This window comes from Streptomyces sp. NPDC007875 (assembly GCF_042868035.1).
GTDB classification, from domain to species: Bacteria; Actinomycetota; Actinomycetes; order Streptomycetales; family Streptomycetaceae; genus Streptomyces; species Streptomyces antimycoticus.
On the sequence record NZ_JBIADZ010000041.1, the window covers coordinates 1 to 22,869 of the forward strand.

Annotated in this window: 24 protein-coding genes and 2 pseudogenes; 16 read left to right on the forward strand and 10 right to left on the reverse strand. The window is 69.2% G+C overall.

Features of this window, described 5'->3' with window-relative positions:
• Positions 1–97: 97 nt before the first annotated feature.
• The 4 genes and pseudogenes from ACFYOY_RS44130 to ACFYOY_RS44145 all read left to right on the forward strand — a co-directional run bounded on the left by ACFYOY_RS44130 (position 98) and on the right by ACFYOY_RS44145 (position 3,701).
• Positions 98–1,024, forward strand: a complete 927-nt coding sequence (locus ACFYOY_RS44130; RefSeq protein ID WP_388593509.1) for a tyrosine-type recombinase/integrase — start codon at positions 98–100, stop codon at positions 1,022–1,024.
• Entirely contained in the window at positions 1,021–2,781 is a 1,761-nt protein-coding gene (locus ACFYOY_RS44135) for a site-specific integrase (RefSeq protein WP_388593511.1), read from the forward strand. The genes ACFYOY_RS44130 and ACFYOY_RS44135 overlap by 4 nt, the downstream gene beginning before the upstream one ends.
• A gap of 69 nt (positions 2,782–2,850) precedes the next feature.
• Positions 2,851–3,148 (forward strand): annotated as a pseudogene (locus ACFYOY_RS44140) (diaminopimelate epimerase); the annotation flags it as partial.
• A gap of 100 nt (positions 3,149–3,248) precedes the next feature.
• Complete coding sequence (locus tag ACFYOY_RS44145) at positions 3,249–3,701, forward strand: hypothetical protein (RefSeq protein ID WP_388593514.1); 453 nt, start codon at positions 3,249–3,251, stop codon at positions 3,699–3,701.
• Between the two features lie 459 nt (positions 3,702–4,160).
• Here ACFYOY_RS44145 and ACFYOY_RS44150 read toward each other — a convergent pair whose 3' ends face one another.
• Positions 4,161–4,484, reverse strand: a complete 324-nt coding sequence (locus tag ACFYOY_RS44150) for a hypothetical protein (RefSeq protein ID WP_351904271.1) — start codon at positions 4,482–4,484, stop codon at positions 4,161–4,163.
• Between the two features lie 286 nt (positions 4,485–4,770).
• Between ACFYOY_RS44150 and ACFYOY_RS44155 the strand changes: the two genes are divergently transcribed.
• Entirely contained in the window at positions 4,771–6,108 is a 1,338-nt protein-coding gene (locus tag ACFYOY_RS44155) for an NADH-quinone oxidoreductase subunit D (protein ID WP_388593517.1), read from the forward strand.
• A gap of 391 nt (positions 6,109–6,499) precedes the next feature.
• Here the strand turns inward: ACFYOY_RS44155 and ACFYOY_RS44160 are convergent, their stop codons facing one another.
• From ACFYOY_RS44160 to ACFYOY_RS44170, 3 genes are read right to left on the reverse strand one after another with little or no spacing between them, the layout of a single operon-like run.
• Positions 6,500–7,294: a MerR family transcriptional regulator gene (locus ACFYOY_RS44160; RefSeq protein WP_388593520.1), complete on the reverse strand. Its 795-nt coding sequence runs from the start codon at positions 7,292–7,294 to the stop codon at positions 6,500–6,502.
• Positions 7,295–7,309: 15 nt separating this feature from the next.
• Positions 7,310–8,071: an ABC transporter permease gene (locus tag ACFYOY_RS44165; protein ID WP_351904280.1), complete on the reverse strand. Its 762-nt coding sequence runs from the start codon at positions 8,069–8,071 to the stop codon at positions 7,310–7,312.
• Positions 8,068–8,877 (reverse strand): ATP-binding cassette domain-containing protein, encoded by an 810-nt coding sequence (locus ACFYOY_RS44170; protein ID WP_351904339.1) that lies wholly within the window; start codon positions 8,875–8,877, stop codon positions 8,068–8,070. The genes ACFYOY_RS44165 and ACFYOY_RS44170 overlap by 4 nt, the downstream gene beginning before the upstream one ends.
• Positions 8,878–9,103: 226 nt before the next feature.
• On the opposite strand from ACFYOY_RS44170, the gene ACFYOY_RS44175 reads away from it, so the two are divergent.
• Positions 9,104–9,469, forward strand: coding sequence for an NUDIX domain-containing protein (locus ACFYOY_RS44175; RefSeq protein ID WP_279595758.1), 366 nt, complete (start codon positions 9,104–9,106; stop codon positions 9,467–9,469).
• Between the two features lie 20 nt (positions 9,470–9,489).
• Here ACFYOY_RS44175 and ACFYOY_RS44180 read toward each other — a convergent pair whose 3' ends face one another.
• Genes ACFYOY_RS44180 through ACFYOY_RS44190 form a run of 3 tightly spaced genes read right to left on the reverse strand, consistent with a single transcriptional unit; the run spans position 9,490 to position 11,327 of the window.
• A complete protein-coding gene (locus ACFYOY_RS44180) occupies positions 9,490–10,035 on the reverse strand; it encodes an NUDIX domain-containing protein (RefSeq protein WP_388593524.1) in 546 nt (181 codons plus the stop codon).
• Positions 10,032–10,877, reverse strand: a complete 846-nt coding sequence (locus ACFYOY_RS44185; protein ID WP_388593527.1) for a class I SAM-dependent methyltransferase — start codon at positions 10,875–10,877, stop codon at positions 10,032–10,034. Before ACFYOY_RS44185 ends, ACFYOY_RS44180 begins: the two co-directional genes overlap by 4 nt.
• A gap of 60 nt (positions 10,878–10,937) precedes the next feature.
• A complete protein-coding gene (locus tag ACFYOY_RS44190) occupies positions 10,938–11,327 on the reverse strand; it encodes a hypothetical protein (protein ID WP_208522209.1) in 390 nt (129 codons plus the stop codon).
• A gap of 110 nt (positions 11,328–11,437) precedes the next feature.
• On the opposite strand from ACFYOY_RS44190, the pseudogene ACFYOY_RS44195 reads away from it, so the two are divergent.
• The 3 genes and pseudogenes from ACFYOY_RS44195 (at position 11,438) to ACFYOY_RS44205 (ending at position 14,135) form a co-directional block, all read left to right on the forward strand.
• A pseudogene (locus ACFYOY_RS44195) lies at positions 11,438–12,555 on the forward strand (integrase core domain-containing protein).
• A gap of 172 nt (positions 12,556–12,727) precedes the next feature.
• Positions 12,728–13,249 (forward strand): hypothetical protein, encoded by a 522-nt coding sequence (locus tag ACFYOY_RS44200; RefSeq protein WP_243983017.1) that lies wholly within the window; start codon positions 12,728–12,730, stop codon positions 13,247–13,249.
• A gap of 238 nt (positions 13,250–13,487) precedes the next feature.
• On the forward strand, positions 13,488–14,135 hold the full coding sequence (locus tag ACFYOY_RS44205) for a hypothetical protein (protein WP_208522208.1): 648 nt from the start codon (positions 13,488–13,490) through the stop codon (positions 14,133–14,135).
• 50 nt (positions 14,136–14,185) lie between these two features.
• Here the strand turns inward: ACFYOY_RS44205 and ACFYOY_RS44210 are convergent, their stop codons facing one another.
• From ACFYOY_RS44210 to ACFYOY_RS44220, 3 genes are all read right to left on the reverse strand, one after another.
• Positions 14,186–14,503 carry a hypothetical protein gene (locus tag ACFYOY_RS44210; RefSeq protein ID WP_351904288.1) on the reverse strand — a complete coding sequence of 106 codons (318 nt, stop codon included), beginning with the start codon at positions 14,501–14,503 and terminating at the stop codon, positions 14,186–14,188.
• Positions 14,504–14,666: 163 nt separating this feature from the next.
• Entirely contained in the window at positions 14,667–15,299 is a 633-nt protein-coding gene (locus ACFYOY_RS44215) for an AAA family ATPase (protein WP_208522206.1), read from the reverse strand.
• Positions 15,286–15,927 (reverse strand): bifunctional 4-hydroxy-2-oxoglutarate aldolase/2-dehydro-3-deoxy-phosphogluconate aldolase, encoded by a 642-nt coding sequence (locus tag ACFYOY_RS44220; RefSeq protein WP_208522205.1) that lies wholly within the window; start codon positions 15,925–15,927, stop codon positions 15,286–15,288. The genes ACFYOY_RS44215 and ACFYOY_RS44220 overlap by 14 nt, the downstream gene beginning before the upstream one ends.
• Before the next feature lie 158 nt (positions 15,928–16,085).
• Between ACFYOY_RS44220 and ACFYOY_RS44225 the strand changes: the two genes are divergently transcribed.
• The 7 genes from ACFYOY_RS44225 to ACFYOY_RS44255 all read left to right on the forward strand — a co-directional run bounded on the left by ACFYOY_RS44225 (position 16,086) and on the right by ACFYOY_RS44255 (position 22,856).
• Positions 16,086–17,081, forward strand: coding sequence for a Gfo/Idh/MocA family oxidoreductase (locus ACFYOY_RS44225; RefSeq protein ID WP_351904292.1), 996 nt, complete (start codon positions 16,086–16,088; stop codon positions 17,079–17,081).
• Positions 17,074–18,072 (forward strand): LacI family DNA-binding transcriptional regulator, encoded by a 999-nt coding sequence (locus ACFYOY_RS44230; RefSeq protein ID WP_208522203.1) that lies wholly within the window; start codon positions 17,074–17,076, stop codon positions 18,070–18,072. The genes ACFYOY_RS44225 and ACFYOY_RS44230 overlap by 8 nt, the downstream gene beginning before the upstream one ends.
• A complete protein-coding gene (locus tag ACFYOY_RS44235; protein ID WP_208522202.1) occupies positions 18,069–18,608 on the forward strand; it encodes a VOC family protein in 540 nt (179 codons plus the stop codon). Before ACFYOY_RS44230 ends, ACFYOY_RS44235 begins: the two co-directional genes overlap by 4 nt.
• The gene (locus ACFYOY_RS44240; protein ID WP_208522201.1) at positions 18,608–19,519 is read left to right on the forward strand and encodes a sugar phosphate isomerase/epimerase; all 912 of its coding nucleotides are present in this window, start codon (positions 18,608–18,610) and stop codon (positions 19,517–19,519) included. Before ACFYOY_RS44235 ends, ACFYOY_RS44240 begins: the two co-directional genes overlap by 1 nt.
• The gene (locus tag ACFYOY_RS44245; protein ID WP_388593532.1) at positions 19,516–20,499 is read left to right on the forward strand and encodes a Gfo/Idh/MocA family protein; all 984 of its coding nucleotides are present in this window, start codon (positions 19,516–19,518) and stop codon (positions 20,497–20,499) included. The genes ACFYOY_RS44240 and ACFYOY_RS44245 overlap by 4 nt, the downstream gene beginning before the upstream one ends.
• A 171-nt stretch (positions 20,500–20,670) precedes the next feature.
• Positions 20,671–22,047: an MFS transporter gene (locus tag ACFYOY_RS44250; protein WP_351904300.1), complete on the forward strand. Its 1,377-nt coding sequence runs from the start codon at positions 20,671–20,673 to the stop codon at positions 22,045–22,047.
• A 44-nt stretch (positions 22,048–22,091) separates the two neighbouring features.
• Positions 22,092–22,856 carry an SDR family NAD(P)-dependent oxidoreductase gene (locus ACFYOY_RS44255; protein ID WP_167500753.1) on the forward strand — a complete coding sequence of 255 codons (765 nt, stop codon included), beginning with the start codon at positions 22,092–22,094 and terminating at the stop codon, positions 22,854–22,856.
• The last annotated feature ends 13 nt before the right edge of the window (positions 22,857–22,869 follow it).

A 22,869-nucleotide genomic window follows, 5' to 3' on the forward strand; every position in this document is an offset into this window, starting at 1 on the left:
GCAGCTTCCGAGTCATCTGGTATACGAGCGAAACGATCACCCGGAGAGGGTTCCAGCAGACGGTGATGGCGCGCCAGACCACCCGCGAGCAGGAGCGATGAGTTTCCGAACGGCACAGGTTGACCCGCTGATCGTCCGGCGTGCGCATATCGCTGTCTACGTACGGGTGTTGACGTCACGGCCGCACCGCAGGGGCGGGAACGTGGTGTCGATCGACTCGGGATCGGGGCTGGCGAACGCCACGATCCAGCAGCGGCTGGTCCCAGTCCGGCTGTTCTACGACTTCCTCATGGAAGAGGGTCTGCGCGAGTCGAACCCGGTGGGCCGGGGTCGCTACACCCCAGGCCGCCGGGTCGGCGGTCGCCAGCGCGGCCTGGTGCCGAGGCTGACGAAGCTGCCGTGGATCCCCAGCGAAGAGCAGTGGCTGCGAATACTGGAGGTGGCCCGGCGCGAGCCGGTCCGCAACCGTGTGATGCTCGCTCTCGCCTACGACGCCGCGCTGCGGCGCGAGGAGCTGCGCTCGCTGCGGACCGACGACATCGATCCGGCCCACCGCACGCTGCGGGTACGGGCGGAGACCACGAAGAACCGCCTGGAGCGGGTGGTGCCGTACTCGGCGCCGACCGGGGTGCTGCTGTCGGGCTACCTCGCCCACCGGGCCGGGATCAGCCGGGCCCGCGGGCCACTGTTCCTGTCGGAGTCGCGACGTAACCACGCCCAGCCGTTGAGCCTGTGGACCTGGTCGAAGGTGGTCCGCCGGATCGCGCTGGCGGCCGGTGTCGAGCGCTTCTCCACGCACACCACCCGTCACCTGTGCTTGACGGGCCTGGCGCGGATGGGCTGGGAGGTGCACGCGATCGCCACGTTCGCCGGCCACCGCCACACCGACTCCACGCTCCAGTACATCCACCTCTCCGGCCGGGACCTGGCCGACAAGCTCAGCCGCGGCATGGAGCACATCCACGCCTGGCGCATCCAGACGCTCGCCGCGGCGAACACAACGCCCTGTGGGGCCGGCTCATGACCGTGCCGCTGCCGGTCTCCGGCGACGGGGGCAGGTGGCGCTCGCCGATATCAGGGAAGGACTTCGGCCGGCTTCCCGTCCTGCTCGCATCCGAACAGCGCGCCGCCCGCGAGCTGGGGCTGCGCAATCTGCGGCGCCAGCGCGGCTACGACCGGGCGGCTGTGCAGTGGACAGCGATCCGGCGACTGCTTGCGCCGCTGGAGACCGTCACCAGCAGCCTGGACGTCCCTGCCGGATCGTGGCACTTGACTCGGGCCATGAACGACGCCGTGGCCGTGCTGCTTCTGCGCTGCGCGGAGAGGGGCCGGTCGTACTGGGGCTGGACCGCGCAGGAGTGGCTGGACCTGCTCGACCAGGACCACGCCGCCTTCCAGCAAGCTGTCCCGCAGTGGGCCGAGGGCTCCGTGCGGCCGTTCCTGTGCGCGCACGCCTACCATCTCGGGGAGTTCCGCGATTTCCACCGGCTGGGCAGCTTCAACCGGCTCAACCTCGCCGGCCGCATCTTCGGCAAGGCCCTGGTGACCTGTGAACTCGATCGGGTCCGCAGCGTGCTCACGCGGTGGGGATACCGGTACGGGCAGGACCACGACAAGACCATCCCCGCGGCGACCAGCCAGATCCTTTTGCTCAACCGCAGCCCCCACCTTGAGGACCTCACCACGGAGGTGTTCACCCGGGCCCGGGAAGAGTCGCTGAACACCGAGGACGAGCTGAGGGGCCTACACCCGCTGCAACGGGCGGTCGCCGCGCTCGGCTACTGCGACCCTCCCAACACGGTCCCCTCCACCCGCGGCCTGGGGAAGGCGACGGGCGTCCCGGAGCCGTGGGCGAAGTGGGTGCAGCGGTGGTTCGACACCTCCACGCTGGCGCGCTCCGTGCGCAGGCATCACCGGACCATCCTGCACAAGACCGGCCGCTGGCACGCCGCCGAACACCCCAGGCACGTGGACCCCACTGCGTGGACCCGGCAGACCTGCGCATCGTGGGTGGCCGCCGTTGACCGGATGCACGTCGGCGACTACGTGGTCCGGGCGGTCAGCTCCGGACACGGCCAACCGCTGCGCCCCCGCTCCAAGGACGCCCACCTGAGCGCCCTGCGTGCCTTCTTCCGCGACTGTCAGGAGTGGGAATGGGCCCCGAGGCGCTTCGATGTCCAGCGCTCTCTCGGCACTCCGCCCGCGGTCCGGGCCCTTCTCGGGCAGGACCCCCGCGTGATCGAAGATGACCTGTGGGCGAAGCTGCTGTGGGCGGGCCTGAACCTGGACGCCGACGATCTGTTCCAGACGTCCTCGGGCACCTTCTACCCCTTGGAGCTGGTCAGAGCCATCACGGTGACGTGGCTCTTCTCCGGCCTCAGAAGCGATGAGATCGCCCGGCTGCGCGTGGGCTGCGTCCGATGGCAGCACGACGGAACGGGCATTGCCGCCGACTCCCAGCAGGTACTCGCACGGGATGCTGTCTACCTCCTCGACGTCCCGCCGCACAAGACCGGCAGCGCGTTCACCAAGCCGGTCGACCCGATCCTCGGCCAGGCAATCGAAGCCTGGCAGGCCCTTCGCCCCGAGCAACCCAAGCGCACCGACCGCCGCACCGGTGAGCAGGTGGACAACCTCTTCTCCCTACGCGCCCGCGCGGTCCTGCCCTCCTACATCAATGCCAGCATCATCCCCATGCTCTGCCGCAAGGCCGGCGTCCCCGCCACCGATGTCCGCGGGAACATCACCAGCCACCGGGCCCGCTCCACCATCGCCAGCTAGCTCTACAACGCCAAGGAGCCGATGACCCTGTTCGAGCTGCAAGCCTGGCTCGGCCACCGCTCTGCGCAGTCCGCTCCCACCGTGACGCCCGCCGCCGCATACCCGCACGGAGCCACCGTCGACTTCGTCGCCGCGCGCGGCCCCACCACCTCCAGCTGCGGGTCCACGAACGCGGCGTCGGCGAGACCCGCGCCTGCGGCACCGGAGCCTGCGCCGCCGTCGCGGCCGCCCGCGCCCACCAACCATCCCCGCCCTGGCCGTCGACTACACCGCCGACCTGCCCGGCGGGCGCCTCCACATCGTCGTACGCCCCAGCGGAGCCATAGACCTCACCGGTCCCGCCGTCATCACTGCCCAGGGCATCGTCCGCCTCACCCAGCCCAGGGACTCCAGGCTCCCGGCGGGAGCCCGCACATGGGCACAGCGAGGGGCTGGAGAATCCGAGACTGGCCCGTTCAGGGGGAGCCGTGCCGAACACGCCCAAGGCTGAGGCCGATCCTCCGTGGTCCGCGCTGGTCGAGCCGGAGGAAGCCGCGCGGAGTTCGTGGGATTCCTCGCCGTATATCACCAGGCTGGTGGACTGCGGCCTGGAGTGGGACGCCATCGTCATCGCGCCGCTGCAGCGCGGCCTGGCCGCGCTCACCCGCCTCAGTCTCCCAATCGACCGCGGCTATCCCGTCCTGGCCGACTACGTCCGCCAGGAGCTCATCGTCCACGTCCCCGCCGGCACCGCACGCCGGTGCACCGCTCACGGCACCCGCTCCCTGACGACGGGCTCGTGGCTGCTCATGCCGACAGGCCAGCGTGGGTCCATCTCCGCCACGTGGCTCAGCACCCCGCACCCCACCCGGCCCCGTTTCGTTGACCCCGGCGAGCTGTCCGACGCACTACGGCACATCGACCAGACCGGCTCCGCCTGAGAAAGCAGCCTGCTGCCTCCCCCGTAGCGGCAGGCGATCAGAAGCCCCGGCAGGCCACGGTCTGCCGGGGCTTCTTCCCACGGGGGACGGCTATGGGGACTGACTGCGCACGGCCAGAGGGCCGCGGTGAGTCTTCTTGCCCTGGCTCTGCCTGAGCTCCTCGGCAGCCTCGCATCGCCGACATCCTCGGAGCCCTCAGCAGCAGTCCCGGGGTCGCGAAGAACTCCCGTAGCCGGGCAGCGACGTCGGCGTTGAAGCAGCGCAAGTGACGGTAGCCGATGTCGTCTGCCACGAGAACGTCAGTGGTACTGCCAGGAAGTGTCAGTGGATTGCTTCGATCGTGAACGCGCCGTGCGTGTGGGACAGGCGGAGGAGTGGCGCCAAGGCCCGATGCTGCACCCCGTCATGTGCGGCTCGGTATTCGCTCCGAATCCCCTGACCTGACGCGACCGGGCGGGCTCAGTGGCCGGCTTCGGCCTCGGCCGTGACGTCGCGGATGCCGCGCGGGCGTCCGGCCTTGACCCACATCCGGTGCAGGACCGCGGCGATCGCGACCGCGGCGACCAGGGAGGCGATCGGCTCGCCCCGGGAGAGGTTGACCACCAGCACGAAGGCGACGGCGACCGCGCCCACGAGGTTGACCGCCGCGTGTCCGAAGCGGCGTTCGCTCAACAGGACCAGCCGCTGGTCGTCACCGCCGGCCGCGATGATCACGACCGCGGAGACGGCCAGGAAGAGCAGCACGCCCCAGTACGGGGCGTGGTGCAGTTGGTACGTCCCCACACGGCGGGCAGGATTCCGGTATCGGTGCCGCCATGGCCGTGGTGGCGGGCCAGTGCTTTCAGCAGGCCGGGCCCGACCTGGAAGGAGGAGGACGCGGCCGAGAGCAGCAGCAGCGCGGTGAGGAGCTGGAAGATCGCGTACAGGGTGCCGGGGGCGGCGTTGTGGGCCAGGTCCAGGACGAGTGGGCATTCCTGCCGAATATGCGCAATTCTGGATGATGTGTCTGGTCGCGCGCAGCCCGCACACGCGGACGCGATCGGCGACCACACCGGAGGTTCTACAGCCGATGAGCAGCCCCGAGCATGAACCGGCAGGCGCCCGCGACACCACCGAGGGTCACACCTACACGATCACCGGCGGCGACTGGGACGATATCTTCTCCTCGGCGGAGAAGGCGGACGACGAGCGGATCATCGTCAACATGGGTCCGCAGCACCCGTCCACGCACGGTGTGCTGCGGCTGATCCTGGAGATCGACGGCGAGACGGTGAAGGAGGCCCGCTGCGGCATCGGCTACCTGCACACCGGCATCGAGAAGAACATGGAGTTCCGCAACTGGGTCCAGGGCACGACGTTCGTGACCCGCATGGACTACCTGATGCCGCTGTTCAACGAGACGGCCTACTGCCTGGCGGTGGAGAAGCTGCTGGGCATCACCGACCACATCCCGGAGCGGGCGAGCGTCATCCGCGTGATGATGATGGAGCTCAACCGGATCTCCTCCCATCTGGTCGCCGTGGCCGCAGGCGGGATGGAGATCGGCTCCACCACGCTGATGGTCTACGGCTTCCGTGACCGCGAGGTCATCCTCGACATCTTCGAGCTGGTCACCGGCCTGCGCATGAACCACGGCTACGTGCGGCCCGGCGGGCTGGCGCAGGACCTGCCGCCCGGCGCGCTGGACGATATCCGTGAGGGCGTGAGGCTGCTGCGCTCGCGGCTGCCCGAGTACGACAAGCTCGCCACCAACAACCCGGCCTTCAAGGCCCGGCTGATGGACGTCGGCTATCTGAACCTGGCGGGCTGCATGGCGCTGGGCGCGACCGGCCCGATCCTGCGGGCCACCGGCCTGCCGCACGACCTGCGCAAGTCGCAGCCGTACTGTGGCTACGAGGGCTACGACTTCGAGGTCGAGACCGCCGACACCTGCGACTCCTACGGGCGGTTCCTGATCCGGCTGCACGAGATGGAGCAGTCGCTGCGGATCGTCGAGCAGTGCCTGGAACAGCTCACGGGCGGCGGCGGCGAGGTAATGGTCGCGGACAAGAAGATCGCGTGGCCGGCCCAGCTGGCGCTCGGCGCGGACGGGCTCGGCAACTCGCTGGACCACATTCGCAAGATCATGGGCGAGTCCATGGAGGCGCTGATCTACCACTTCAAGCTGGTGACGGAGGGCTTCCGCGTCCCGCCGGGGCAGACCTACACGGCGGTCGAGTCCCCCAGGGGCGAGCTGGGCGTGCACGTAGTCTCCGACGGCGGCACGCGCCCCTACCGGGTGCACTTCCGCGACCCGAGCTTCACCAACCTGCAGACGATGGCCGCGATGTGCGAGGGCGGGCAGGTCGCGGACGTCATCGTCGCCGTGGCCGGCATCGACCCGGTGATGGGAGGCGTGGACCGGTGAGAGCCATCGCGTGACCGTGGTTGACTCGTCCGCCCGTTCCCCGACTCCGGCGACGGCTGCGGCGACCCTTGGGCACCCGACCGGCATCACCGGACCTGTGGCCCTCGGCCCCTTCGGGGTGCCTTTAACGAGCGGCGAACCAGGTGCCAAGTAACCCGCCAGTAGCCTTCAGATCGAAGGGGCGGGCTTTTGTCCTGTCTGGGGCCGGGGCCCGGGGAACGGAACGGGAAACCGGTGTTGCTGTCAGGAGAATCTCCATCACCACTGCCATGAAGTACATCCACGCTGCCCACCCCCACCGCGCCGGCCCTGTTCCTCACTGAGGCAGACGGCCGCCCCCGGGAAGCACGTGCACCCCCAAATAGCGTCACTCCAGGACCCTGACCTGCCTTCACGATGGCGGCAGCCCAGTGTTGAGTCTCTCGGCAGGCACTCGCTCGATGCGGGTCCAGCCCCTCCAGCCCCGCTCCTCCAGAATCGCCAACAGCCGCGCGGCGTGCGGTGAGGACTCGACCATGGTTGAGTCCAGGAGGTCGACAAACTGATCATCGATGCCGTCATCGGCACCCACCTCGCCGGCCTCCACAGCGCGAACCATCAAGCGCTCCATGATGTCGGCGACCTCGACGATCCGCGGATCGTCGGCCGGCCAGTCGAGTGCCCCGCTGAGAAGGCTGTAGAGCTTCACCATCTCGGGGTCGTCCAACTCCTCGTGCTTCTTGGCGATCACGGAGTCGATCGAATGCGGCACCTGGGCAGCGATCATGATCCAGGCGTCCCGCTCCATCTCGATGTACCGCTCCTCAACGCCGAGACCGCGCAGCCGGTCGAGGTAGTCCACAACGCTCTGCGGAAGCGCCAGGTGCTCTCCGGCGGCGAGCCTGGCGAGTCGGCTGCGAGCGTTCTGCAGCCGCCGGATCTCGGCATGCAGGGCCTTGTCGATCTCCTGGACGCCGCCGGCGAACTCCTCCGGGCCGGCGGCGAGGAGTTCCTGCACCCGGGCCAGCGGCACGCCGGCGTCTGCGAGGGTGCGGATCCGGATCAGTCGCACGACCGCGACAGCGTCGTAGGTCCGGTATCCGGACCGGTCGCGCTCGGGCTCCGGCAGCAACCCGATCCGGTGGTAGTGACGTACCGCCCGCACCGTCACCCCGGCGTACGCCGCAAGCTGGCTGATGGTGAGCATGGGTCTCAGCCTGCCTCAGGCGATCTTCCGACGATAGGCGGCCATCGCGAAGATGTACGCCACGACGAGAATGCCGACGCACCATGCGAGGGCGGTCCAGATGTCGTTGCCGACCGGCTGCTGGGCGAACAGGTTGCGGATCGTGTTGACGATCGACGTCACCGGCTGATGTTCGGCGAACCAGCGCACCGGGCCGGGCATCGTCTTTGTGGGCACGAACGCCGAACTGACGAACGGCAGGAAGATGAGCGGGTAGGCGAACGCGCCCGCGCCCTCGACCGACGACGCAGAGAGCCCGGGAATCACGGCGAGCCAGGTCAACGCCAGGGTGAACAAGAACAGGATGCCGGCGACCGCGAGCCACGCCGACACTCCTGCCCCGGAGCGGAAGCCCATGAGCACAGCGACGCCCACGACGAGCACGAGAGCGATCAGATTGGCGACCAGCGAGGTGACGACGTGGGCCCACAGCACACCCGACCGAGCGATCGGCATGGACTGGAACCTTTCGAAGATTCCGCTCTTCACATCGGTGAACAGCCGGTACGCGGTATAGGAGATGCCTGAGGCGATGGTCATAAGCAGGATGCCGGGCAGCATGTAGTTCACATACGAAACCGCCCCGGTATCAATGGCGCCGCCGAACACGTAGACGAACATCAGCATCATGGCGACCGGCGTGATGGCGGTCGTGATGATGGTGTCCATGCTGCGTGTGACATGGCGCAGGGTCCGCCCTGTGAGCGCGACAGTGTCGTTGAAGAAGTACGCGGTCATCCTCGTCCCCCAGTTGTCGTGCCAGTGACGTCGCTCTTGTCGATGCCCCCGATGACTGCGAGGAAGATCTCCTCGAGAGTCGGCTGCTTCTCGACGTACTCGACCTTGGCAGGCGGGAAGAGCTGCTTGAGCTCGGCGAGGGTGCCGTTCACAATGATCCGACCCTGGTGGAGGATCCCGATCCGGTCGGCCAATTGCTCGGCCTCGTCCAGGTACTGCGTGGTGAGCAGCACCGTCGTTCCATGGCCGGCGAGCTCCTTGACCGCATCCCACACCTCGATGCGCGCCTCGGGGTCAAGACCGGCCGTCGGCTCGTCCAGGAAAATCACCGGCGAATTCCCGATGAGGCTCATCGCGATATCCAGCCGGCGGCGCATCCCACCCGAATACGTGGACACTCGCCGTGCGCCCGCCTCGCTCAGCGAGAAACGCCTGAGCAGGTCATCCGCGATCGCGCCCGGGTCCTTGACGTGGCGCAGCCTGGCGACGAGGGCGAGGTTCTCCCGACCGCTGAGGATCTCGTCGACGGCCGCGAACTGCCCGGTGAGACTGATGGACTCCCGCACGTTCGCCGGTTGCGTGGCAACGTCGAAGCCATTGACGCTCGCCGCCCCCGCGTCGGCTTTCAGAAGTGTGGCGAGGATCCTCACGGTCGTGGTCTTGCCCGCCCCGTTGGAACCGAGCAGGGCAAAGATGCTGCCCGGCGCCACGTCGAAGTCCACACTGCGCAGCACTTCGAGCTTCCCGTACGACTTCTTGAGACCTTGCACGCGAATCGCCGGACCGGCGATCGATTGGGCCGTCATGGTCATCTGCCTCCTTCGCGGAGCTGTTCCACGCGACTGCGAGGACGCCCCTGCCGGAAGGATGGAGGGTTGACCCAGCGTCAAGGTCAAGCCCGTTCCGACCACGGCATCCAGATCGCCGACCAGGCAGACACACCGCAGCGATGACGGACCGCTCGCCCCGAGCTCGTTCGGCCGCGAACCCTCCATACTCATAGACTTCGGTGAACCACTCACGCGTTGGTTCCTGCGACTCACCGGCCAGAAATCAACGAACCCGCCTGCTTCGCCCGGTGGCAAGGTGGAGCCGGGCGAGGCGCCGCGTGCGGCGGCGGCACGAGAGCTGCTGGAGGAGACCGGCCTGCGCACCGAGTTGCTGCCCGAGCCCGCGGCCGTGGCGGTGCGTTCCTACCGGGCCGACTGGTTTCCGACGCTGGGCCTGTCCTACGCCGCGATCGTGGGACGCGATGTGCCGCTCGCCGGGGAGCAGAACCAGCCGGCGGCATGGTTCCGTCTGGATACAGGCTGGGACAGCGTCTTCCCCGAGGACCGCGAGCGGATCCGTGCGCACGCTCGCCGTCTGGCAGCCGGCCGGGCGGTCGGCTCCCGCTGAGGTAGGCCCTTGGCCGCCGTTCACAGGAGGGCCTCGATCCGGTCGAGGTCGGCCGAGGGCAGGGTGACGAGCTCAAGGTCGTGCAGGAAGCGGCACCACACCGGCTCCAGGCCGGGTTCGCGTTCGAACTCCTCACGGCCCAGGCACCCGTTGGCATACGCGGCGGTCCGCAGCGCGTGCTGCCGCAGCTGGGCTGGGTGGATCCACCGAGGGGCGCGGACCTCCCGGGGCGAGGGGCACAGCGACCCGGAAACCTCGGCCTGGAAGATCCACCAGTGGTGGCCGACCGGACCGCTGGGCGTGCGGCGGCAGCGGTTGGGCCGCCGCTGATCCAGCAACAGGTGCAGGTGGGTGACGGTGAGACCGACCTCTTCGGTGACCTCGTCGCGGGCGGCCTGCTCGGGGCCGCCATGCTCGTCGACGTGGCCGGCGACCGGGGCGATTCCGGCCGGAGGAATCGCCCGCTCGAAGACGAGCAGGCCGCTCGGGGAGGAGATCAGTACCCCGACGCTTGCGTGGTCACAGAGGCGGGCCCCGCCGCCGGGAGCCGGGGCGGCCGGGGTCATGCGGCGGCCTCCGGCCGTTGGGCGACGACGACGAGCCAGCTCGTCACGGCCGGGGCATCGGGGGTGGTCATGGCGTAGGCGGTGTCGAGGATCTGCATCCGCTGGGCGTGGGTGAAGTCGCCCTCGGGCCGCGCGAAGACGGGGATGGATAGCCACGCCTTCTTCTCGGCCATGGTGCTGTGCTGGGCGGTGAGCTCTGTGCCGACGACCGTCAGTCCGGCTGCGGTCAGCTGCTCGGTGACTGTTTTCATCGGCAGCTTCGGCGGCCTGTCCGCGTCGCGCGGCGGTGGGGTGTATCCGTGGGCCTCAGCGGCGACTTGGCGGATGAGGGCGTTCAGGGAAGGCCCGGTGCGGGTGGACAGTTCGTCGGGGTGCCGGACGCCGGCGAAGCCACCGCCGATGTTGAAGACGAAGTGCCCGCCTGGGCGCAGGATGTGGGCGACGGCCGCGAATACTGCGGCGGTATCGGTCTTCCAGATCGCGGAGTTGCACACCACGGCATCGGCGCTGCTGGCGTGCAGGTGGTCGGCGAGTCGTTCGGCCGGGGAGGTGATCCAGGTCAGGCGGGCGTCGGTCAGGGTGCGGCGGCCGACACGCTGCATCGCGGCAGCGTTGTCGACGGAGACGACCCGGGCCCGGGCCGGGATCAGGTCGAGGATCGCGCGGGCGGTCGCGCCGGCTCCGCCGCACAGGTCGACCACCAGGCTGGCGTTGGCCAGATGGCCTCGACGGGCGAGGTCGCGGCTGGTTGCGTCGTACATGGGGTGGGCGCGGGTGAAGGCGTTGTACGCCTCGGCGTTGCTGTCCTCGTTCCAGCCGAGGATGGCGTCCTGGGGTGCCATGTTGCTGTGGCCTCGCTTCTCAGGGCGGCCCGGCAGTGCAGGCCGGGCGTTCGGACAGGGTCAAAAGAGCGTGGACTGTACGGCGGCGGGCGGTGATGAGAACTGTGCGCCGAGGGCGATGCGCCGGCCCTTGAGGGTGCCGAGGTCGAGCAGGTAGGGCAGTTGTTTACCGTCGCAGTCGAGGGTGGCGAGGACCTGGGAGCCGAGGCAGGAGAACACCGTCAGCCCGTGCTCACCGGAGCGTGTGTCGTGCGGGTACAAGGCGCGCCCGGTCTCCGGCGTCCGCAGCAGGTCGCCTTCGCCGGGCGGCGTCCACGGCTCCGGTGTGGCCGGGACGTTCAGGCCGCTCAGGGCCGCGGTGGCGCGGTCGACGTGCTGCTGGTGGGCGGCGCTGGCCGGGGCGAGGTCGCGCAGCTCGGCCAGGGCCGTCAGCTTGGCCGCGGCTCGCACGGTCTGCGTCAGGCCGAGGTGGCGGGCGAGGGCTGAAGGGTGTCTTTATTGCCGTACGGCGACTGACCAGGGGCTTTGCGATCGTTTGAGTATGGGCATGATCAGTAGTTGTGGGACTGCGACTGCTCTACCTGATCTTCTGCCGCTTACTGAGCTGCTTCCTCCTGCTGTGCCGTTCGCCTGCCGCAAACAACGCCGAGATCCTGGCGCTGCGTCATGAGGTCGCCGTCCTGCGCCGACAGGTCGATCGGCCGCGATTGTCGTGGGCCGATCGTGCCGTGCTCTCCGCCCTCGCCCGGCACCTGCCACCGGTCTTACGCCGCTACCGGCTGGTCACTCCGGGCACGCTGCTGACCTGGCACCGGCGTCTGGTGCGCTGGAAGTGGCGCCAAGCATCGGTCATACCCGGCCGTCCGCCGTTGCCGGACGAGATGGTCGCGCTCATCCAGCGCCTGGCGAGGGAGAATCCGACCTGGGGGTACGTCAGGATCCAGGGCGAACTTCGCCGGCTCGGTCATCGGGTCGCCGCCACCACAATCCGGCGTGTGCTTCGCCGCTCCGGACTACCACCGGCACCGCAGCGCGCATCACGGCAGACCTGGCCTACCTTCCTCCGAGCCCAGGCCCACACGTTTCTGGGTTGCGACTTCATGCACGTGGACACCGTCTTCCTCAGGCGTCTCTATGTCTTCTTCGTCATGGAAATCAGGACTCGGCGCGTCCATGTCCTGGGCGTCACCGCCCACCCCACCGGTGCATGGGTTACTCAACTCGCCCGCAACCTGCTCATGGATCTCGAGGAGAGGGCTGGGTGCTTCCGGTATCTCATCCGTGATCGGGACAGCAAGTTCACCGCCGCATTCGATGCCGTCTTCACCGGCAACGGCATCGCCGTCATCCCAACCCCGCCGCAAAGCCCGCGGTTCAATGCGTTCGCCGAACGGTGGATACGCACAGCCCGTACTGAATGCACCGACCGACTCCTCATCGCCGGCGAACGACACCTACGCACAGTCCTCAACCAGTACGCCCAGCACTACAACGCCGGACGAGCCCACCGCAGGCTCGATCTGCGAGCACCAGACGACGACCCGAACGTCATCCCCCTGCCCGCTGCCACGGTCAGGCGTCGACAAGTACTTGGCGGACTACTCAACGAGTACCACACCACACCACGCCACTCCGACTGCCTCACCATCCACAGGAAAAGCCCAGCTCAGCAGCCTGATCGGCATATTGACACCCTTCAGGGGTGATCCGAGCTGTTCCAGGCCCCACGTGGCCACCGCGCAGTGCGCCTCCCAGACGCCCGCTGGGAAGACGTCGCCTGCGGGACGGTCCGGGTCGACCAGCTGCTGCGGCCCGGCCGACGCCCGGCCCGCCGGATGGTAGAACCGGGCATGACCTTCTTGACGCCGGGCGTGGCGGCTGCCGGTATCAAAGCGACAGGGAGCGTGGCCAGCGCGCTGGTCGGGCGGTACCGGCCTGTGGGTGTTCCCCGGCTGGGCAGCAGGGAAGACCGCGCGGAGGCGTACCGCCGGTTGCTGGACGCCTCCACCCGCTCGTTCAACTACGCGTACCAGTTCGCCCACCTGAAGCGCGAGGTCGGACGCGCCGCGCACAAGCTGCTGCTGGGCCAGACCCCCCAGGCGTGGGAGGTCAGCAGCGAGCTCATCAGCGCGCTGCACGGGGTCCGGCTGTGCGGCAGCGTCCACGTCATCGCCGCGGCGGAAACCCTCGTCGAGGCCATCAGCAATCTGGAGCTGGACGAGAAGAGCGCCCGCCGATCCCAGCGGCAGGCCGAGGCCGTGGTCACCGCGCAGAGGGCTTTCCTGGACGTCTGCCGGAAGGATCTCGCCTACATCGCACGCTGGTACCAGGTGCGCCGCCGCCGCGCAGAACGCCGCTTCCTCCGCGAGTAGACCGGGAACTGAGGATGCCCGTAGCGGCCGATATCAGGACGTTCGGCTCCACCGCATGCCGCTCCTGGTGTATCGAGACCGCTTCCGACGTGCCCCCGTTGACAGCTATTTCCAACGGGGGCACGTTGCTTTCGTCTCGCGAGGACCGACCCCAGGTTCCGTACACCGAGCGTCGCCTCGGAGCCTGCTCGCCGCCACGCCGACCCGTCCGACACCTCACCAGCACCGGGAGTACACCTTGACCGGCACACCGCTCTCCACGACTACCGTCGCCGACCAGGCCGCCGCTGTGGCTCATATCGCCGAGCATGTCAGCGGTGCCTCCCGCGTCCTCGCCGAAACAACCGCGGTTCTCGACTCCTCTATGCACCGGCTCATGATCGACCCTGAGACTCGGACCGTCTGGTGGGCGTACGACAACGCGCCGCTGGACACTGACGGATGGACGGTTGAGCAGCTCACCCCCGAGGCCGCCGCCGAGCAGCTCAGCGACCACATTGAGCTCATCCAGGACAGGATGGCCGACGCTGCCCGCCCGGACTCCGCCTACGCCATGGGCTTCGCCGACCTCGACCGCGACCAGGATGTCCTGGACGAATACACCGAGATCATGCGCCTGGCCCTGCCCGCCGAACCGCAGCAGATGGCCCAGCGGATCCGCCGCCAACGTGAACTGCTCACCCGGCAGGACGCATTGTGGCAGCGGGCCTACGCCAATTTGGTGCGCGAGCTCGTCGGCCCGGAACGCGGAGGGAAGAGCCGCGCGGCCGCACCACTGGGCGTGACGGACGTACAGGTCGGGCGCATCATCCGCGAAGACGACCAGCGGCGGGCCGCGCTGGCCGCCACGGTCCACGAGGCAAGCGATCTCCACTCGACACGGTGACCTGCGCCGTTCAGAGCGCTCGCTGCCACGGCGCTGACGCTACGGTCCGCCTATGCTCTTGACCGCGCATCCATTCCAGCGCGCCGGGGCCTGGGCGGCCGCAGCGCTGTCCGGCCGACGTCGACGAGCCGCTGCTCCGGAGCGTTCTCGATCGTTTGCTGCCGGACGAACAGTCCGTACGGGCGGTCGGCCGCGATGGCGGACAGGCCGATCCGTTCGAAGCCAGCGAACTGCTGAATCGCGCGAGGTTCGCTCGAGGTCAGCAACGGCCTGCCGATCGTGCTGCTGACGAAGCGGGGCGCGCGCAAGGTCGCCAGCATCGAGCGGGCCGCGTGGTGGCCGCGGGCCGTGCCGGTCTCCCCGGACACGACGTGATGGGGCATACGCCTCCGCTGTCCGTACTTGAGCCCATACAACAGCAACGACCGACGAAGAGAAGGGCGCGGATCGCGCCCTTCTTCGTCATGCGCCCCAACACTTCTGAGCGCAGCGGAGTCATCACCTGCCGTCCCCGGGGGGCACCAACAACCGTCACGGTGAGACGGGGAAGGCAATCGGCACGGTGCCGCCCGCGATCCGCACGACCGCATCGAGGTCCGGTTCGCCGTCGTTGTTCACGACGATGTGCCGAGCACCGGACCAGGCGCACCCCCGGCCCCCGAGCTGCTGCCAAAAGGAGGACCAGTCGGCCAGTTTGGCCTGGTCGCGGGGCAGGCCCCGTTCGGTCAGCCGCGTACGAACGTTCTCCGGGGAGGTCCGTACCTCGACCACGACGACGGGTGTCTGTGCGGGCCAGGACGCCTGGTCGGCGGAGGCGGTCAGGAAGTCGGAGTCGGCGAGGTATGCCGCGAAGGGGGCGTCCAGGACGACGGGCAGGCCGAGCCGCAGGTTGTCCGCCGCCGTGGCGAACAGCGCCTTGTACTCGGCCGGCATCAACCGCTCGACGTAGGTCGGGTCGTCTTCGCGGCCTCCCGCGCGCCGTCCGACCAGTTCGAGGGCGGCGTCCACGAGGTCGCCGGCCAGGGAGTCCTTATCGAGGTAGGCCGCGCGGAGCCGGCGTGCGAGTTCCCGGGCGACGTGGGACTTTCCCGAGCCCGCGGGGCCGATCGCGATGAAGACCGGGGGTGCTCCGGACGCGGGAGAGGCCGGGTCAGGCGCGGGCATCGGCCACCGCCTCCAGGAAGGTGCGGGCCGCCGCGCGGACCGGGTGCGGCTCGGTGCTCTCCCGCTGCGCCGCCTTGGTGATGAAGCTTCCGACGCCGACCGCCGCGACCCCGGCGTCGAACCACTCGCCTACGTTCCCCGGCGACACACCTCCGGCCGGGACCAGGGGGATGTGGCCGAGCGGTTCGAGTACCGCACGAGCGTAGTCGCGGTTGAGGACCGAGGAGGGGAACAGCTTGACCAGGTCGGCGCCCCCTGTAGCTGCCTGGACGATCTCCGTGGGGGTCGCGGCCCCGCAGATACTGACGGCCTGGTAGCGGCCCGCGGTCTCCAGCATCCCGAGGTCGACATGCGGGCTGACCAGGAAGCGTGCTCCGGCCTGAATGCTCGCGTAGGCCGACGTCGCGTCGAACACGCTGCCGGCGCCGATCTCGGCTTCGGGGTGCTCCTCGCTCAGCCGTTGGATCACGTCCAGCGCGCCCGGTGTGGTGAGCGTGACCTCGACCGCGCGTATCCCTCCCGCGATGGCCTCGCAGGCCACCTCGTAGGACGCCTCCGCGGTGGGGAGGCGCACGATCAGCACCGTCCCCGTGTCACTGATGGCATTCAAGGTGCGCAGCTTGCGCATGGGGTCACCTCAACGAAATCGGATGGTCGGGGGTGTTGACAGAGCTTAAGCAGCCCTGTTTCGGTATTGCAATCGATCTCGGAGATCGATTGCAGTGACCGGACTCGAAGAGCACAATCAGTAGAAGCTGCTCTGTATCGAAAGTTGGGAGACGCGTCGTGAGACGTCCGCGAACGGCCGTGCTGGGTGCCCGGCACTGGCACGTACACCTGCATGTCAGCGCCTGGGTGGACACTCACGAAGTCGTGGCCGTCCAGGACGAGGAGCCCGACCAGGTCACGGGCATCGCCCGACGCCTCGACGCGCCCGTGTACGGGGACGTCGGCGAAGCGCTGGATGCAGGCCCCCTGGACCTGGCCTACGTCTTCGGTCCGCACGACCGGATGGTCGACACGTGCCTGGCCCTGATCGAGCGCGGCATCCCGTTCGTGGTCGAGAAGCCCGGTGGCACGGGGCCCGAGGACGTGGAGCGGATTCGCGACGCGGCCGCAGCAGCCGGGGTGGCGGCGACCGTCCCCTTCGTCCAGCGCGGCGGCCCCGTGGACGACGCACTGTCCCAGGCGGGCGCGCCCACGTACCAACGGTCCAGCTTTGTGGCCGGCCCGCCGGAGCGCTACCACGCGGCAGGCTGCTCCTGGATGCTCGATCCCGCCCGCTCCGGCGGAGGGTGTCTGGTGAACCTCGCGCCGCACTTCGTCGACCTCTTCCTGCAGCGCAGCCGCGCCCGCCGAGTGGAGCTCGTGGCAGCCAACCTGTCCGCGAGCCTGCACGGCGAGGGCGTCGAGGACCACGCCACCCTCGTCCTCGCGGGCGACGACGGCAGCGAGGCGATCATCGAGGTCGGCTACGCCTTCCCGGTGAGTCCCGTCCAGCGGTACTGCTCCTTCACCAGCGCCGGCGACAGCGGATACGTCGACGTGAGTACCTCCGGCGACGTCTCCTTCACGCACACTGCGGGCGGTGTCACCGAGTCGAACACCATCGACGTCGACAGCGACCCCCTGTACGGCGTGTTCGCCCGACAGGTGGCCGACACCTGGGCGGACGGCTTCGCGGGGCTGCCGACCTTGGACGACCTCGCGGACACAATGAGCCTCATCTGGGCCGCGTACGGGCGGTCCTCCATCGCGTCCCTGGAGGTCAGCCATGGCTGAGGTGAGCATCGACGACGTCGCCGCCCGGGCGGGTGTCCATCGTTCCACGGTTTCCCGCGCGTTCTCCCGGCCGGAAGCCGTGAACGCCAAGACCCGCAAACACGTCCTGGAGGTGGCGGAGAGCCTCGGCTACCGGGTGAACCCACTGGCGCAGGCCCTGCGCCGTCGTGCGAGCCGACTGGTGCCGCTGATCGTCCCGGACATCACCAACCCCTTCTACGGGGAGCTCGCGAGGACCATTGCTGCGGCGGCCGCTGACCGCGGGTACCAGCTGGTGCTGTGCGTGACTGGCGGCGAAGTGGCCCAGACGAACGCGTATTTGACGTCCCTTCAGGAGATGTACGCGCCCTTCGGGATCGTCGCACCGTCGACCACCGTCGACCTCGACGAGCTGCAGAACGTCGCCCTCGGCAGCAAGGTCGTGGTCATCGACCGCGTCGAAGAGGCACAGGTACCGACCGTGACGGTGGACAGCGCCGAGGGCATCGCACTCGCCGTGGACCATCTGCGCGGCCTGGGGCACCGGCGTATCGCCTACGTATCCGGCATCTCCGGGGCGTACACGTCCAAGGACCGCCTGGCCGCCTACGAGGGGCTGGCCGCGGAGCTGGGCATGCCGACGACTGTCCTGGACGGAGGCGCCGGGCCTGATGTGGGGGAGCGGGCCGCCCAGCGTCTGATGGACATGGCGGTCGAGGAACGCCCGACAGCGGTCGTCGCGGCCAATGACATGGTCGCCTTCGCCCTCATCTCCGCTCTTGGTGTGCGCGGTGTGTCCGTCCCCGACGAGGTGTCGGTGATGGGCTTCGACGGCCTGGAGTTCGGCGCCCGGTACAACCCACGGCTGACCACCGTCCGCCAGCCCATCGCCGACATGGGAGTGATCGCCATCGACCTCGCCGAGAAACTCCTCAAGGACGGGGAGACGAGCCATGTCGTTCTGGCTCCGGACCTGCTGGTCCGTGAGTCGACCGCGGAGGTGCCCCGATGAGCCTGCCCGCAGGGTTCCAACACGTCGACCATGTCGCCTTCACGGTGCCCGACCTCGGCGAAGCGGTCACCTTCTTCACGGATGCCTTCGGCGCAGAGGAGCTGTACCGCTCGACGCGCGGGCCCGACGCCGACTTCATGCCCGCCCACTTCGAGGTCCCGGCCGACGCCCATCTGAAACTGGCCATGCTGCGCATGCCGCCGAACCTCAACGTCGAGCTGTTCCAGTGGTGGAGCACCGACCAGCGGAGCGACTACCCGCGCCACTCGGACGCGGGTGGCCACCACCTGTGCTTCACCGTGGCGGACGTCGACACCGCCGTCGAACACCTCCGGTCGCACGGCGCCCGGGTGCTGGGCGGAACCAAGGAGGTCGGCGCCGACAGCCCCCGCGTAGCGGGCAACCGGTGGACCTATCTCCGGGCGCCCTGGGGCCTGTTGATCGAACTGGTCGACCGCTCCCGTGTCCACAGCCCGCCACCCCTGGTCGGCCCCGACGACTGGACCGACCCCTCCCGAACCGGAAAGAACCTGTAATGCGCATCATTGGCCACACCCTCGGCACACCGGAACAGACCCTCCCCGAAGCGCTGCAACTCTTCGCCTCCGCAGGCCTGGAGGGAGCCGAGGTCATCTACCAGAACGACTACCGCGGCGGACTGCCCATCGGTGACACCGCCGCCGCGGCCGAGGCGGCCCGCGTGGCGGACGATCTCGGCGTACCGGTGATGGGGCTCGCCCCGTACACCACCGGCATCAACCACGAGGACCCGACGCAGCGCCGCGCCGCGCTCGACGAACTGCGGTCGGCCATCGACTGCGCCCACCGCGTAGGCGCCACCCGGATCCGCGTGTACGCGGGTTCCTGGGGAGCGGACCGAACCGGCCACGCCGCACACTGGGAGCGCCTGCGCTCGGCACTGATGGAGCTGGCACCGCACGCGGCCGACGCCGGAGTGCTCCTGTGCGTGGAGAACCACTTCGGCACCATGACGCAGTCGGCCAAGGACACGGCCCGGCTGATACGCGAGGTGGACTCACCCGCGGTGCGCGTCCTCTACGACCAGGCGAATCTCACCTTCACCCACGACGAGGCATGGCCGGAGGCGCTGCGGGAGCAGGGCGACCTGATCGGGCACGTCCACGTGAAGGACCTCGTCTTCACCGACCCCAACGCCCCCTTCGTGGCCTCCGAGACGGCCCGTGTGAAGGCGGACGAGCGCGCCGTGCGCTCCCGCGTCGTCGGCGACGGCATCGTGCCCTGGTCGGACATCCTCCCGGCGGTCAAGCAGCGCGGATACGACGACGTGATCAGCCTTGAGTACGAATACCGCTGGCACCCCCAGGATCTCCCGGCTCCGGAGGAGGGCTTCGCCCGGTCCGCCCGTGTGATGCGTTCTCTCCTCGACGAGGCTGCTGGCCTCGCGCCCGCGGAGGTGTCCCGATGAGCACGACCCCGCTGCGTGTCGGCGTGGTCGGCGCCGGGAACATCGCGCACATCGCGCAGCTGCCCACCCTGGTGGCGCGGGACGACGTCGAGCTCGACGTCCTCGTGTCCCGGCGCGAGGACCCCTCCGAACTGGTCCGCCGGTGGGGGTTCTCCACCGCGGCCCCCACCGTCGAACAGGCCCTGGAACGCGACCTGGACGCCCTGTTCGTACTGACCCCGAGGTCGGAGCACGTCGCCGGCGTGCGCAGCGCGCTGGAGGCGGACGTGGATGTCTTCTGCGAAAAGCCCCTCGCGACCGCGACCAGCGACGCGGAACAGCTCGCCGACCTCGCCGACGAGCACGAGCGCGTACTGATGGTCGGCTTCAACCGCCGCTTCGCGCCGACCTACGTCGCCGCCCGAGAGGAGTTCGGTGACGCCGGTGCCACGTTCTGCGTCGCGCAGAAGAACCGCCGCGGCAGCGAGTACCGCGCGACCTTCGAGAACGCCATCCACATGGTGGACCTGCTGCGCTGGTTCTGCCCGGGCGAACCGGTCGACGTCTCCGCCCACGCCGCCGGTGACGACCCCTGGCAGGAGGACGGCGTCTCCGCCCTGATCCGGTTCGCCGGCGGCGGCACCGGCGTCCTGACGGCGGCACGGACCGCCGGGGCGTGGGCGGAAAAGCTCGATGCCTACGGCGCCGAACGCTCGGCCGAGGTAGTGGCTCCGGACTCGGTGACCCTCACCAAGGACGGCGTGAGTACCGTGCGCTCGATGAGCCCCGAGGCCTTCGGCTGGGCCACCGCGACGAACACCTTCGGCTTCGCCGCCGCCGTCCACCACTTCCTCGACCGCGTACGAGACCGTGGCGCGCCGCTGACATCGGGGCGGGAAGCCGCCCGCACGCAGGCGCTCCTCGACGACATCCTGCAGGCCGCAGATCTGCCCGTGAAGGAGCAGGAGGGCCATCCCTGGGCCAGCCACGCAACGCGCTGATTCCTCCGGGAGCCTCGAACGGCACCGCACCGAGGCAGGTGTCGACGGCATCCACACGCGAAGCAGGCTTCCGGAACCGCCGACACTTTCGGCCCAACAACCGGACCGCGGCGCTCTCACCCGCCGCTTGTTCGCACAGATCCCATCCCTCACTGCACTGAGGAGCGCTCAATGGCGAACGCACCAAGAATAGCCTCACCGAACTCCCCCTCCAACCCGGCCAAAGGAGAAGCCCCGCCCCGCAGAAGGCGGTTGAACATCCTGGCCGGCACCGTCGGCCACTTCATCGAGTGGTACGACTGGTACGTCTACGGCCTCCTGGCCGCCGTCTTCTCCAGCCAGATCTTTCCCGGCAGCAGCCCGGCGATGTCGCTGATCAGCGCCCTGCTGACCTACGCGATCGGATTCGTGGTGCGGCCACTGAGCGGCGTCATCATCTCCCCGCTGGCCGACCGCTACGGCCGTCGCATCGTCATGGCCGTAGCGGTCGGCGGCATGACGGTGGGCAGCCTGATCCTCGCGCTCACCCCGCCGTTCTCCGCCATCGGCTACGCGGCACCGCTGCTGTTCCTGCTCGCCCGCGTACTGCAGGGCATCTCGGCCGGCAGCGAGTCGCAGAGCGCCATCGCCTACATGGTGGAGAACGGCTCGACCGACCGGCGGGGCCTGTTCGGCTCGCTGTCGAACGCGGCCAGCGGCCTGGCCACGCTGGCCGCCACCGGCATGGGGGCGCTCGTCATCGCCTCCCTGAGCACCCACGACCTGGAGACGTGGGGCTGGCGCATCCCGTTCGCCGTCGGCGGCGTCCTCGGCATCGTCGGGATGTTGCTGCGCTCGCGCGCCGACGAATCCCCGGAGTTCGAGGCCGCCGTCGAGGACTCCGCCGCCGACAAGAAGCCCGAGACCCTGCGTCTGCGGGAACTGCTGCGCAGGCACCCCAAGGCACTGCTGCAGACCGCGGCTCTGTCGGCCCCGGCCGTCGCCTACTACACCTGGGCCACGTTCCTGCCCACCTACGCACACCTGACCACCGGACGTGACCTGGACTCCGCCCTGGCGGGGAACGCCATCGGGCTGGGCCTGCTGGTGATCATCGTGCCGCTGTGCGGCGCCCTGTCCGACCGCATCGGCCGCCGCAAGCCCTTCCCCATCATCGGGGCCGCGGGCATGGTGGTGCTCTTCTACCCGCTGCTGTTGCTGCTCCAGCAGCCGGGATTCGGCGTCTACGTGACGGTGACCGTCAGCGGCTGGGTGGTCCTGGCCATCTGGCAGGGCGTCTACCCGACGATCCAGGCCGAACTGTTCCCCGCCGCCGTCCGCGTGTCCGGCATCGGTCTGGCCCACCAGATCGTCATCGCGACCCTCGGCGGGACGGCCCCGCTCATCGCCAGCTCCTTCGTCGAAGGGGGCCACCCCATGGGCGTGGCGGTGTACATGACGGCCATCGTCCTGATCTGCCTCATCGTCTACCTGACGCTGCCGGAGACGGGCCGTGCGGGCACGCACGCCGCCGACACCACAACCTCTGCGGCATCCGAGGCCGAGTAATGCCCGGCATCCACGAAATCCACGGCATCGACGGAGGACGCCCCATGACCGCCCCGTCCCAGATCGCGCTGGTCACCGGTTCCAGCGGAGGTATCGGAGCCGCTACCGCCGAACGTCTGCACGCAACGGGCGCGGTGGTCATCGGCTGCGACCGCACGGCACCGGACAGCCTCCCGAAGTGGCTCGCGGACTTCCGTGAGCTCGACGTCACCGACGAGCAGGCGGTACGCGACACTGTGACCGGGATCCGGGCACAGTACGGAGCGATCGACGTCCTGGTGCACGCCGCCGGCGTCCTCGGCAACGAGCCGGACCTCCTTACGACCCCGAGCTCCGAGTTCGCCCGGGTGATGGCGATCAACGCCACGGGTGCCTTCTCCGTACTGCGCGAAGTCGGCCTCGTGATGAAGGCCCAGCGCTCCGGCTCCATGGTCGCGGTGGCCTCGGTCGCTGCCAAGGAGGCCCGTCGCGCGTACGTCCCGTACAACGCCAGCAAGGCGGCCGTGCTGAACATCTGCTGGTCGCTGGCTCTGGAACTCGGCCCGGACAACGTGTCGGTCAACTGCGTGTGCCCCGGCCCGGTCAACACCGCCATGTGGGCACAGCTCGCCGACCGCGCCGGCGGCGGCGACCCCGAGGGGGACCGGCGCGCCCGCCAGGCCCGGGCCGCGCAGATCCCGATGGGCCGGTTCGCCGAACCGGAGGAGGTGGCGGCGACCATCGCCTTCCTCACCGACCCGGCCAACCGCTACCTGACCGGTCTGAGCCTGGATATCGCCGGCGGCGCGCGGCTGGGGATGGGCAGTTGATGGAGCTCGCTGC